Source organism: Pontibacter ummariensis, from assembly GCF_900188175.1.
Classification (GTDB): Bacteria; Bacteroidota; Bacteroidia; order Cytophagales; family Hymenobacteraceae; genus Pontibacter; species Pontibacter ummariensis.
In genome coordinates this window covers 171,814-184,708 of record NZ_FZOQ01000005.1, presented here as the reverse complement: position 1 = coordinate 184,708, position 12,895 = coordinate 171,814, and the positions used below count along the sequence as shown (strand labels likewise).

General features: G+C 51.6%; 12 protein-coding genes. 9 read left to right on the top strand and 3 right to left on the bottom strand.

Annotation, left to right across the window (positions count from 1 at the left end; all coding sequences use genetic code 11):
* Together pheT and CHB92_RS07615 are read right to left on the bottom strand one after the other, a co-directional pair.
* The gene (pheT, locus tag CHB92_RS07620; RefSeq protein ID WP_089318595.1) at positions 1–2,421 is read right to left on the bottom strand and encodes a phenylalanine--tRNA ligase subunit beta; all 2,421 of its coding nucleotides are present in this window, start codon (positions 2,419–2,421) and stop codon (positions 1–3) included.
* Between the two features lie 212 nt (positions 2,422–2,633).
* Positions 2,634–3,254, bottom strand: coding sequence for a DUF1684 domain-containing protein (locus tag CHB92_RS07615; protein WP_089318594.1), 621 nt, complete (start codon positions 3,252–3,254; stop codon positions 2,634–2,636).
* Positions 3,255–3,540: 286 nt separating this feature from the next.
* Between CHB92_RS07615 and CHB92_RS07610 the strand changes: the two genes are divergently transcribed.
* From CHB92_RS07610 to CHB92_RS07575, 8 genes are all read left to right on the top strand, one after another.
* A complete protein-coding gene (locus CHB92_RS07610; RefSeq protein ID WP_089318593.1) occupies positions 3,541–4,623 on the top strand; it encodes a 3-oxoacyl-ACP synthase III family protein in 1,083 nt (360 codons plus the stop codon).
* 314 nt (positions 4,624–4,937) lie between these two features.
* A complete protein-coding gene (locus CHB92_RS07605) occupies positions 4,938–5,324 on the top strand; it encodes an SRPBCC domain-containing protein (RefSeq protein ID WP_089318592.1) in 387 nt (128 codons plus the stop codon).
* Between the two features lie 30 nt (positions 5,325–5,354).
* On the top strand, positions 5,355–6,761 hold the full coding sequence (locus CHB92_RS07600) for a glycoside hydrolase family 2 TIM barrel-domain containing protein (RefSeq protein ID WP_245842370.1): 1,407 nt from the start codon (positions 5,355–5,357) through the stop codon (positions 6,759–6,761).
* 174 nt (positions 6,762–6,935) lie between these two features.
* On the top strand, positions 6,936–8,783 hold the full coding sequence (locus CHB92_RS07595) for a pyruvate kinase (RefSeq protein WP_089318591.1): 1,848 nt from the start codon (positions 6,936–6,938) through the stop codon (positions 8,781–8,783).
* Between the two features lie 168 nt (positions 8,784–8,951).
* A complete protein-coding gene (locus CHB92_RS07590) occupies positions 8,952–9,563 on the top strand; it encodes a DJ-1/PfpI family protein (RefSeq protein WP_089318590.1) in 612 nt (203 codons plus the stop codon).
* Positions 9,564–9,648: 85 nt separating this feature from the next.
* A complete protein-coding gene (locus tag CHB92_RS07585) occupies positions 9,649–9,882 on the top strand; it encodes a hypothetical protein (protein ID WP_146133180.1) in 234 nt (77 codons plus the stop codon).
* Between the two features lie 10 nt (positions 9,883–9,892).
* A complete protein-coding gene (locus CHB92_RS07580; protein WP_089318588.1) occupies positions 9,893–10,387 on the top strand; it encodes a hypothetical protein in 495 nt (164 codons plus the stop codon).
* A gap of 136 nt (positions 10,388–10,523) precedes the next feature.
* Positions 10,524–10,724 (top strand): YwbE family protein, encoded by a 201-nt coding sequence (locus CHB92_RS07575; RefSeq protein WP_089318587.1) that lies wholly within the window; start codon positions 10,524–10,526, stop codon positions 10,722–10,724.
* Between the two features lie 3 nt (positions 10,725–10,727).
* Here the strand turns inward: CHB92_RS07575 and radC are convergent, their stop codons facing one another.
* Positions 10,728–11,447 carry a RadC family protein gene (gene radC, locus CHB92_RS07570; RefSeq protein ID WP_089318586.1) on the bottom strand — a complete coding sequence of 240 codons (720 nt, stop codon included), beginning with the start codon at positions 11,445–11,447 and terminating at the stop codon, positions 10,728–10,730.
* Positions 11,448–11,599: 152 nt separating this feature from the next.
* On the opposite strand from radC, the gene CHB92_RS07565 reads away from it, so the two are divergent.
* On the top strand, positions 11,600–12,832 hold the full coding sequence (locus CHB92_RS07565; protein ID WP_089318585.1) for a metallophosphoesterase: 1,233 nt from the start codon (positions 11,600–11,602) through the stop codon (positions 12,830–12,832).
* The last annotated feature ends 63 nt before the right edge of the window (positions 12,833–12,895 follow it).

The window sequence follows — 12,895 nt, the reverse complement described above, 5'->3', positions numbered from 1 at the left end:
CTATTTGCGGATAAAAGCTCCCAGCTGCTTCTCAAATTGTTGCATCAGGCGATTCATGGTATTATCGATCACCTTATCGGTCAGGGTTTGCTGTTTGTCCAGCAACGTGAAGCTGAGGGCATAGGCTTTTTTGCCTTCCTCTATCTTGTTTCCTTCATACACGTCAAACACATTCACCTCGTGCAACAGCTTCCGCTCCACTTTAAAGGCCACCTGTTTGACCTGATCAAAGCTAACGTTCTTATCCAGCACCAGCGACAGGTCGCGGCGTACCTCCGGGAACTTCGGCAGCTCTCCGGCCACCAGGTTATCCTTGTACTTCTTCAGCAGGTAGTCCCAGTTCAGCTCCGCATACCATACCTGCTCTTTTACTTCCAAGCGGCGGGTCAGGCCGGCATCCAGCGGACCTAGCTCCGCGATCACCGTGCCGTTCTTCACGTAAGCCACGCCCTGGCGCATGTGGCTGTTCGGCTCCAGCGCCTGTGCTTCATAGTCCCCGGCATTCAGCTTGCGCAGCACGTTCTGTACCACACCAGCCAAATCGTGGAAAGAAGCTTTCATACTGGCCTGCTTCCAGCTTTCGGCAGTGGTGTTGCCTACCATGTAAAACGCCAGTTTGCGGCTCTCTTTGGTACTGCCATCCTCCAGCAGTTCGTAGATCTTACCTAGTTCAAAGAGCTTCAGGTCACGCTGACGGCGGTTAATGTTGCGGCGCAATACCTCCAGACCAGAGTACACCATGCTCTTGCGCAGCACATCCAGATCTTCGGAGTTATAGTTCACCACGTGTACCAAGTCTTTTGTCTCCTCCTCCCCGGTCGCTTCGTAGTACTTGGAGTTGCTGATAGAGTTGGTGATGATCTCATGGAAGCCATTCGCCGAAATGTAGTTCATAATGGTCTCCATCACGTTCTCGGCATATGGTCTCGGGAACTTAGCCAGGTAAGAAGTAGCCAGGTTCTCATCCATCTCTATGTTGTTGAAGCCGTAGATGCGCAGGATCTCCTCCACCACATCGGCCTCGCGGGTTACATCCACTTTATAAGGCGGCACCGACAGCGACAGGTGCGTGTCGGTTTCATTGGTGATCTGGATGCCGAGGTCTGTTAGAATCTCTTTGATGCGCGCTGCCCCAATGTGCTGCCCGATAAGCGTGTGCGCACGCTCGATGCTTAGCCTGATCTCCCGGTTCTCGATCGGGTTCGGGTACACGTCTACGATCTCAGAACTGATCTCACCACCGGCTACTTCCTGCATCAACAAGGCAGCGCGCTTTAGCGCATGAAGTACCATGTGCGGGTCTGTTCCCCGCTCAAAACGGAAAGAGGCATCGGTCTTCAGGCCATGCACCATTCCTGTTTTGCGTACCCAATCCGGAGAGAAGTAAGCGCTCTCAATGAAAACACTTGTTGTCTCCTCTGTTACGCCAGACACCAGCCCACCAAAAATACCACCAATGGCCATCGGCTCCGCTGCATTACAGATCATCAGGTCCGAGGCCTTTAGCTTGCGCTCTACCCCATCCAGTGTCGTGAACACTGTATCCTCCTCCACTGTCTGCACGACAACCTTGTTTCCTTTGATCTTGTCGGCATCAAAGGCATGGAGCGGCTGGCCCAACTCATGCAACACGTAGTTGGTCACGTCCACCACGTTATTGATCGGTGACAAACCAATGGCACGCAGACGCTTTTGCATCCACTCTGGCGATGGACCTACTGTAAGCCCTGATAAGGTTACACCGGCATAGCGCGGGCAGGCTTCGGGGCTCTTTACCTCTACCGCAATGGGTCTGGTGGTGTTGTTTACTTTAAAGTCAGCTACTTTAGGCAGCATGACAGGCTCTTTTAGTAGCGCATGTAAGTCGCGGGCCACGCCATAGTGCGAAGCGGCATCCGCCCGGTTCGGCGTCAGGCCGATCTCGAAGACTTTATCAGAACCCAGGCCAAAGAACTGGGCGGCAGGAGTACCGTTTGGCAGGTCCGTGTCCAACACCATAATGCCAGCATGGGACTGCCCGATACCAATTTCATCCTCGGCACAGATCATGCCCTCCGAAACAGCCCCGCGTATCTTGGACTTCTTTATCTTGAAAGGCTCCCCCTCTGCAGGGTAAAGCGTGCTATTTACAGTGGCTACCACTACTTTCTGCCCTGCAGCTACGTTGGGCGCACCGCAAACGATCTGCGAAGGGGTACCTGTACCGATGTCTACTGTGGTAATTCTTAAGCGGTCTGCATCCGGATGCGATTCGCAGGTAAGTACTTCCCCGATCACAATGCCCTCCAGGCCTCCCTGTACCACATCAAACGTATGGATACCCTCTACTTCCAGGCCGGCGCCGGTTAGCAAAGCGCCTACCTCCTCAGCGGGTTTATCTATCGAAATAAGTTGTTTCAGCCAGTCGAATGAAATCAGCATGTTCTTTTCTGTTGATCTATAAAAAGGCCTCCTTACGACAGGCCCATGTTTTTCAAAATTAAGGATAATTCTCTTACAGGATGAAAGACTTTTGAGGAAAGAAAATTTAGGCGGAAAGACAACGGACTGCTGGACAAAAGGCTTAAGAATTATCTGTGCCTGCTGCCTGAACTTACCTGGCCTGTCCTTTATCTACAAGTCCTGCGGCAACATTAGTGTGCTGCTTCGTAGGTTTTCTCCCCTGCCGGAATGGCGATGCTTAAGCGGTTATCCTTGGGAGGCACCGGGCACACGTACTCCGGGTTAAAGGCACAAAAAGGGCTATAGGCACGGTTAAAGTCCAGCACCACAGTTTTGTCACCCTCCTCGTAAGGCACGTCCAGGTAACGCCCGCCTCCATACGTCTCAAAGCCGTTTGTCTTATCCGTAAAAGGCACGAAAAGCTTGCCTTCATCGCCACTCAGCTTTTTGTAGAGCGTCAACTGCTGCGGCTGCCCCTCTATTTCAAAGGTCGCGATGCCATACCGCAGATAAGGCTCATAACTCCCGTTGGTAAGGGTAATCAGCAATGTGTCTTGCTGAGCCGGCGGCTCCACCTTCGCCTGCACGCGGTAGTCCAGGTCCGGCTCATAGTAGGTAAGATTTGTAAAGGCGCGACGCCCTTCGTCGGTAAATGGGCTATTGGCACGGCTCCGAAAAGACAAGTCCTTGTCCTTTCGTTCCTGCAAGAGGGGCTTCAGGTAATTATCCTCGTTGAAGAACACTTCCTGCACAAAGTAAAACAGCACCAGCGCAATGCCAGCCCCTATAATCAGCCTTAATGGTCGTTTCATAAAATAAAAAGCTATTACCAGGCAAAGGTCGGAAATTTTTGGAGAGGGTGTTGGAGAAAATAAGGGATGCTTTCCACCACCACGTGTTTATCCCCTAACCTACTGCCCCAGCTATTGAGCTTTGGAGATGTTTCTGGAAAATCAGGCAAGCAGACACCCCTCCCTGAACAAAGACATCTATAGATAGCTATATTGTCCGGTTAACCTCTTATATTGGATTCTACAGCTAGAACATTTCTAAATAACTGCTTGCAGATTCCAAGAGTGAGCGATTTCACAGATAAAGATGAAGAATACTATTTACAGTGTAATTACAGGAACAGGAAGCTACATCCCGCCCAAACGTATTCAGAACGAAAACTTCCTGCACAATGAGTTTTACGACACTGACGGGACAAAGCTGAAGAAGACCAACCAGGAGATCGTTGACAAGTTTCTGGAGATTACCACAATTGCAGAAAGACGGTATGTGGCAGATGACTTGGTGACATCGGATATTGCTTACTATGCCGCTGTTGATGCGATTAAATCCGCCAGGATCGACCAGGAAGACTTAGACTACGTTATCGTGGCACATAATTTCGGGGATGTACGGAAGGATAACAAGCAGGTAGACATTGTGCCTAGCTTAGCAGCCCGCGTAAAGCATAAGTTAGAGATAAAGAATCCCTATGCGGTTGCCTACGACCTGCCTTTCGGTTGCCCGGGGTGGTTACAAGCCGTTATCCAGGCCGACTACTTTATCAAGTCAGGAGATGCCAAAAAGGTGCTGGTGATCGGCGCAGAGGTCTTATCCAGAGTGTCAGACCCGCATGACAGAGATAGTATGCTGTACGCTGACGGTGCCGGGGCTATTGTGCTGGAAGCAAGAGAGAGCGACACTCCTGTTGGCATACTGGCGCATAAAACGCGCTCAGACGCCTACCTATATTCGCAGATGTTATACATGGATAAGTCTTATAAACCTGACAGCGAACACAAGGATGACCTTTTCTTAAAAATGAATGGCCGGAAGCTGTATCAATATGCCCTCGAAACAGTGCCTCAGGCCATCAAAGCCTGTCTGGAGAAGAATGGTACGCACCTGAGCGAAGTTAAGAAAGTACTCATCCACCAGGCAAACGGAAAGATGGATGACGCTATCTTAAGCAGGCTTTATGGCCTTTATGACATGGCTGTTGTGCCTGATGATATTATGCCGATGACGATTTCGTGGCTAGGCAATTCGTCTGTTGCCACCGTGCCTACCCTGTTAGACCTCCTGTTAAAAGACAAGCTGGACACGCACAAAATAAACAAAGGCGATACCTTGGTTTTCGCGTCTGTTGGTGCGGGCATGAACGTAAATGCCATGATCTATAAGATGTAAGTTCGTCTTAGTCTATGCAACTTCGTGGCTTGCGCTGCCAAAGTACAGCAAAAGGAAGGGTAAGCAGGCTTTTACTTAGGAGAGAGTCGGCTGGGGACTACAAGCGGCTACCCATTCCAAGCTTTGTGTACTTACGGCTTCCTGCCTATCTTTGTGTATACGCTACACGAGGGTAGTCTCCTTTTAAAGGATGGTGCTTCTCCTGGCTACAGGTCTTATACAATATTTAAGTATAGCAACAGTTACGTCTGCACAGTATTCACATTCATGCGAAAGCTGTTCGCTCACCATCTTATACCAGCCTCCATTAACGGATGAAAGATTTCAAAAAATACTATATCGTGCCAGCTCCTCCAGCGGAAGTTTACCTGGCGCTAACCCTCCCCCTTACCATACAGGCATGGTCGGGCGAAGAGGCAGAGATGTCAACAGAACCGGGGTCTGAGTTCTCTTTGTGGGAAGGAAGCATCGTCGGCAAGAACTTGGAGTTTGAAGAAGGCAAGAAGATCGTGCAGCAGTGGTATTTCGGAGAGCAGGCAGAGCCCTCTATTGTTACGATTAAACTGCACCCGCACAAAGCCGGCACCTCGGCAGAATTACGGCACACGAACATCCCAGACGAGGATTTCGAGGACATTGTGGAAGGCTGGAACAACGCCTACTTTGGTGCCCTCATCGAGTTCTACGAGGACGACCTGTAAGACCGCCGGCAAACAGGCCTTCTCAAAGAGATGGCACAGAGCATGAGTGTGCCTTCTAACATGTTCAAAAACCTAACGGATGCGATCCACAAGATGAAACACACCTTTACAAAAGTTCTTTTCCTATGCGCGGTAGCCGCGCTCTCGCAAGCCTGCGTTGGGAATTCAGGGCAGGTAGCTGACACAGAACAGACAACGGAAGCCGTTGGTAGTACCTCCGCGACAGGCCCTCTGAAAGTAGCGGTGCGGGAAAAAAACGGTGCCTATCAACTGTATAGAGACGGTCAGCCCTACTACATCAAGGGGGCAGGAGGCAGCAACTATATGGAGCGCTTAAAAGCTTATGGAGGTAACTCTATCCGCACCTGGAGTACACATAATGCGCAGGAGGTACTGGACGAGGCGCAAAAGCACGGCCTAACCGTGACGATGGGACTGGACGTGGCCCGGGAGCGCCATGGCTTCGACTATAACGATTCAGCCGCCGTAGCCCAGCAATTGGAACGCTTACGGGAAGAGGTACTAAAGTACAAAGACCACCCGGCCCTACTTGTATGGGGCATCGGCAACGAACTGAACCTGAGCTATACCAATCCCAAGGTGTGGGACGCCGTGAACGACATTGCCAGGATGATCCATGAGGTGGACCCCAACCACCCAACCAGTACCATGCTGGCGGGCATCAACCAAAAAGAAATAGACCACATCAGGGCAAAGGTACCTGAACTGGACATCCTGGCTGTGAACGCCTACGGTGGCCTGCCGGATGTGCCAAAGCGTGTGCGGGAGTTTGGCTGGGAAGGACCTTATATGATTACCGAGTGGGGACCAACCGGACACTGGGAAGGACCACAAACGCCCTGGGGCGCATCCGTAGAAGAAACCAGTGCCCAAAAGGCCGCTGTGTATAAGAGCCGCTATGAAGCCGCCATGCAGCAGGACAGGGAGCGGAACCTGGGTTCCTATGTTTTCCTGTGGGGACAAAAGCAGGAAAGAACGCCGACCTGGTACGGGCTGTTTACAGAGGAGGGACAGGAGTCGGAAGTAGTGGATGTGATGCAGTACCTCTGGACCGGAAGCTGGCCCGCTAACCGGGCACCCCACCTGAGTTCGTTCCTCCTAGACGGCAAGAAGGCCACCGACCAGGTGTACCTGCAGCCAGGCAAAAGCTACGCTGTAAGCACTGAGGTGACAGACCCGGACCAGGACAAGCTAAGCTACCGCTGGGAGTTACTGCATGAGAGCACTGACCTGAAGGAGGGCGGCGACCGTGAAAGCAGACCCGCCGCCGTGCCTGACCGCATTTCCAGCACAAGGGAGGGGCAGGCTACGTTAAAAACTCCTGAGCAGGAAGGGGCTTACCGTTTGTTTGTGTACGCCTATGATGGTCAGAATAACGTAGCCACTGCCAATATTCCTTTCTATGTAAAGAAGTAACAGCTCCTGCTGCTCTACTAAAAGCCTTGTGTGCAGAAACCTCTGTTACGCGAGGCTTTTTTGTTTGTCTGTTAAAGCAGCGGGGCTTTTAGCAGGGAACAAAATTTCGCCCTGTTTCCAGCAACCCTCCCTCTTTATCTGTAGTTATAGGCTAAGTACCAGACCACAAGCACCATGCAGCAGGAAAAAGAACAGCTTCAGGATCTAATCCAACAGTTAGATGCTTTACACGAGGAGGCGATTACGCTGGAGCAAAAATTTGCCCCCGCCGTACAGCAAGTGCACCCTGCCTTCCGGAAAAGCGCGCAAAACCTGCTCCATTACCTGGCTTTGCGCCATCACGACATCCGGCAACTGCAGGAGCACCTGGCACATCTCGGGTTGTCTTCTCTGGGGCGGGCAGAGGGCCACGTGCTGGCAAGCCTGCAGGCCGTACGAAAGCAGCTCTGTTACCTGACCGAATGTGCACCTACTGATAAGCAACTTCCTGTATCCTTCTTTGAGAACAGAGACTTGCTGGCTACGCACACAGAAGTCTTGCTGGGCCCCCAGCCGGCCAAGCGGAGTACCCGCATTATGGTGACCCTCCCAAGCGAGGCTGCCGACACATACGAATTACTCCCCCGCCTTTTAAGAGCCGGGATGAACTGCGCCCGCATTAACTGCGCCCACGACGGTGAGCAGGCATGGCTGCGCATGATACAGCATGTACAGCAGGCCGTACAAGAGACAGGCATCCCCTGTAAAATCCTGATGGACCTGATGGGTCCCAAACTCCGGACAGGCCCCTTGAAAGAAGGACCCAAACTCGTGGTCATACGCCCTATGCAAAACGACCTGGGCCAGATAACCGAGGCTGCCCGTGTGTGGCTGGCCCCGCCCGGCGCCCCTCCTCCTAAAAATACGGATGCCTGGTTACCGGTAGAGGCAGAGTGGCTGGCACAACTGCAAGAGGGCGACAAGCTTTATTTTAAGGACACCCGGGGCCGCAAGCGCTCCCTCTCCGTTATCAAACGAGAGCAGAATGGTTGCCTGGCCCATTTGTTTAAGACCTCCTACATTGAGACCGGAACAGTGCTCCACTTAAAGAGTAAAACTGTGCAGGAACGAAAGGTAACAGTGGGGGAACTACCACCTACCTTTGCTCCTCTTCTCCTTAAAAAGGATGATTTAATGATACTGACCAAAGCCCCTACCCCCGGTGAGTCAGCCCGGTATAACGCGCGAGGTCATGTGGTGCAGCCAGCCCATATCTCCTGCACTTTACCAGAGGTGTTCTCGCAAGTAAAGAAAGGGCAGCCGATCCTGTTCAACGATGGCAAGATAGAGGGGCAGATACAGGAAGTAAACAAGAATACCCTGCTGGTGAAAATCACCTACGCCAGCGAGAAAGGCAGCAAGCTCGGCGAGGACAAAGGCATCAATCTCCCTGAGACAAAATTCCATATGAATGGGCTAACGGAGAAGGACAAGCAGGACCTCCGTTTCGTAGCCCAGCACGCCGACATCGTGAACCTCTCTTTTGTGAATAACGCCGAAACAGTAGAGGCCCTCCATCAGGAACTGGAAGAGCTCGGGGCGAAGGACCTGGGGGTAATGCTGAAGATCGAAACACAGGAGGGTTTCCGTAACTTACCTCACCTGTTGCTTTCTGTTATGAAGCGCTATCCTGCCGGCATCATGATAGCCCGGGGTGACCTGGCGGTGGAGTGCGGCTGGCAGCGGCTGGCCGAGGTGCAGGAGGAGATCCTGTGGCTCTGCGAGGCAGCGCACCTCCCTGCTGTATGGGCCACGCAGGTACTGGAGACACTGGCCAAAAAAGGGCGTCCTTCCAGGGCAGAAATTACCGACGCGGCCATGGCCCAGCGCGCCGACTGCGTGATGCTAAACAAAGGCCCCCACGTGGTTCAGGCGATCGAGATGCTGCACGACATCCTGACCCGCATGCAGGAGCACCAGCACAAAAAGACCTCGATGTTGCGCAGCCTCCACGTCTCGGATATGAAAGAGCTCCAGCCATAGCCGGCTCACACCTTAGCGCAGCAAGAGTCTAACCTACAGCACAACACAGTGTAATTCAACAGCATAAACTGTACTTTTAAAAAGTTTATTCCTATCTTTCTCTTGCTGCCGTACTAAGCGCCCCGACACCAGGAATTGCTTTTTAGGCCTATATAAACGATTATACCTATGGAAAACACAAAGAAAGTCCTCTTCCTGACCGGCGACTTTGCCGAAGACTATGAAACCATGGTCCCCTTTCAGATGCTACTGATGGTAGGTTACGAGGTGCACGCCGTGTGCCCCAACAAGAAAAAGGGAGACACCATTAAAACAGCCATTCATGACTTTGAGGGCGACCAGACTTACTCCGAAAAGCCAGGGCACAACTTCCAGCTTAACTACTCTTTCTCGGACGTGAACCCTGCTGACTATGCAGGGCTGGTGATTGCCGGAGGGCGTGCCCCGGAATACCTGCGCTTGAACAAGGAGGTACTGGACCTGGTGCGGCACTTTGCCGAAAACAACAAACCGCTGGCCGCTGTGTGCCATGGCATACAGATCCTAACAGCAGCCCGTGTAGTAGAGGGCCGTAAGCTGACAGCCTACCCCGCCGTTGGCCCCGAGGTAGAACTGGCAGGCGGCACCTACGTTGCGGTAGAGGCAACCGAAGCAGTGGTGGATGGCAACCTGGTGACGTCACCGGCCTGGCCTGGCCACCCGAAATTTATTCGGGCCTTCCTGGATGTGATGGGCGCTAAAATTGAGTTAGACCAACCTATTCGTCTGGCTTCAGTATAAAACTGGAGATACCAGTTTTAATTACGCTGTAGCTCAACCTGTTGCAAGAGTTGAGCTACAGCGTCATGTTTAACCAAACTTTAGTTTGATGCAACTGAGAACCATTGAAAAGCTGCTTTACAAAATTGCTGTTCTATTGGTCATATTGGGTGCTGTCGTGCGTTTTCTGCACCTCTCCGAAAATTACCTGGGCCTGTACCTTATCCTGGCCGGGCATATAGCAGGTGTCGTTGCCATCTTCCTGTACATGAAGTATGTTAACGACATGGAGCGGAAAAAGCAGGCCTTAAAACAGAAAGTGCCCACAATCAAACGTTGAATACTCCCCGATGAAGCTTATTTTCCTGAGCACCCTACTACTGTGCCTTTTCCTGTGTGCCGAAGCGCAACAGCAGGGCCAAAGCAATCCTGCTTCTGTAAGCGTCAGCAGTCCTTCTCCCTTGATGCTCATCGAGGGGCAGGAAACTGCTTCGAATGCTATCATACTAGACCGAAACAGCATAGAAAGCATTCGTGTCTACAAAGGGGAAGATGCGGTAAGCCAGTTTGGGGAGAAAGGCAAAGACGGGGTGATCATTTTAAGCCTGAAGGAAGAAGTGCCCCTTGTCAGGTTAGAGCAAGTCTACATGCATTTTAAGGTCTCCCCGAAGCAGCAAAGGCTAAAGGTAGCCGTAGACGACAGGTTAGTGGCTAACCCGGAGCTAGTTCTGGCTGATTTACGTAAGATAGAGAAGGTAGAGGTAAAGCAACAGGCGGTAACAGCCCCGGCAAGGTGGAGTTTTGTTCCCGACGAGCATTACCTGAATATTGTGACAAGCCTATAACTTTCGCACAGCAACCGTATGGACCTCCGCCTTGCGAAGCTGGTAATTACCTTCTTAGTGTTCCTTGTCTTGAGCTACGAACGCCAGCAGTAACGGCAAAGTAGTTATTTGCTTAACTTTACCACAAAGAATTAACATGGACGGAACAAAGCGTACAAACATAAAGCCTGGCCTGCACGTGAACATCGTGCTAAAAGAAGACCAGCGTACAGGCACCCTAACAGAAGGCTATGTACAGGACATCCTGACAAAATCGCCCACGCACCCACACGGCATTAAAGTGCGGCTGGAAACAGGCGAAGTAGGCCGTGTAAAAGAGATCCTGCCGGAAGATTAGCCCTTACAGCAATCCCTCATCTGCAAAGCTGTAGTAATCGTTATCCGTAAAGATGATGTGGTCGAGCACCGGCAAATCCAGGAACTGGCCGGCTTCCTTCACTTTCTTAGTCAAAGCAATGTCAGCCGCGCTGGGCTTGGTGTTACCGCTTGGGTGGTTGTGCACGAGGATAATAGAACTAGCCAGCTGCTCCAGCGCTTTTTTAAAGATAATTTTAGGATCTGCCACCGTACCAGCCACTCCTCCAATACTGATGCTTTCTTTCTTCATCACCACATTAGCGCGGTTCAGTAAGATCACCCAGAACTCCTCGTGGGGCAAATCCAGCAGCTGCGGCTTGATGTAGTTGTAGATATCCGTAGAGCAGGTGATGCGGGTTTTAGCAGCCACGGCTGTCTCTTTCCGTCGGCGGCCTAGCTCCAGGGCACTTACAATCGCAATGGCCTTTGCCTCCCCGATGCCCTTGTGCTTCATCAGGTCCTTCACAGTCAGCCTGGCAAGTTCATTCAGGTCGTTCCCGACTGCCGCCAGAATAAGTTTGGCAACATCCACTGCCGTTAGCTTTGGGGTACCAGAGCCGATCAGGATAGCGATCAGTTCAGCATCACTTAAAGCAGCCTTGCCTTTCAGCAAGAGTTTCTCGCGCGGACGATCCTCCTCTGCCCATGTTTTGATGTTCAGGGCCTGCTGGTAAGACGGAATGGCAGTGGCTTCGTTTTCCATCAATGCGGTATAGATTTTGTATTATTCTGCAAGATGCTAGTGCAAGCACTTTCAGTAGAAATTAGTTCAGCACAGGCATGCAATAATTCAAAATAAACTTTAAAAAAACAGCAATGGCGACTGTATAGCAGTCGCTGGCTATTTTATCTAATATGCGACGAATCATATCACCGGGCATTGCGGTGCTGCTTCTCCTCCTGCTAGACCTCTATGTTTTTCAGGCGATTAGCACTGTAACACAAAGCTTACCCCTCACCCTACGGGGGAGTATTTACTTTATTTATTGGGCGGTTTGCGCCCTCACCGCAGGTACTTTTGTATTCACCTCACGTGAGAGAGGCGCGACGCGTAGCCCCTTTCTGACCTACCTGATCAGCACGCTGTTTATCATTTTTGGCTCTAAGCTAGTGGTGGTGCTGTTTCTTTTGGTGGACGATGCTGTACGACTTGGCAAAGTAGCTCTCAACAGCATGAGCACGGTGCCTGACTTTGACCCTTCTCGCTCCGTGCTCTTGAATCAGGTGGCGCTTTTAGTGGCGGCAGTTCCTTTCGTCGCCTTTATGTATGGCATGATGAAGGGTGCCTATGATTACCGCGTAAAGCGAATTAAACTGCGCCTTCCCCACCTGCCACAGGCTTTTGACGGGTATAAGATGCTACAGATTTCGGACCTGCACACGGGAAGCTTCAACTCTACGGCCCCCTTAAAAGAGGCGGTAGCTCTGATTAACAAGCAAGAGGCCGATCTGGTGTTTTTTACCGGTGACCTAGTGAACAACCTGGCATCGGAGGTACAGCAACACATACCGACCCTGAAGCAGATTCGTGCCAAAGAAGGGGTCTTCTCTGTACTGGGCAATCATGACTATGCTGACTATGTGCGGTGGGAGAGCCCTGAGGCAAAGCGGCAAAATTTACAGACTCTGATCCAGAGCCATGGCAAAATGGGCTGGCAACTGCTATTGAACGAGCACCGCGTCATACAGAAGGACGGACAGAAGATAGCGGTACTGGGTGTAGAGAACTGGGGTAACCGGGCGGGCTTTCCGAAGTATGGCCGCTTAGAGGAGGCTTACCGGGGTACAGAAGGGGTTCCCTTTAAAGTGCTCCTCTCCCATGACCCTTCCCACTGGGACGGCGAAGTGAACCAAAAGTACCAGGACATAGACTTAATGCTGGCTGGCCATACGCACGGCATGCAGTTTGGGCTTAATATCCCCGGGTTAAAGTGGAGCCCGGTGCAATACGTGTATAAGCAGTGGGCGGGCTTGTATCAGAAAGGCCGGCAGTACCTGTATGTAAACACTGGCCTCGGCTTCCTGGGGTACCCGGGCCGCGTAGGCTTTTTACCTGAAATTACGGTGTTTGAGCTGCAGAAAGCGTAGTGCCATTTACTTTGAAAAGCCAGCCTCAACAGCTGGTTTTTTTATTACCGGCCCTGTTTGTAT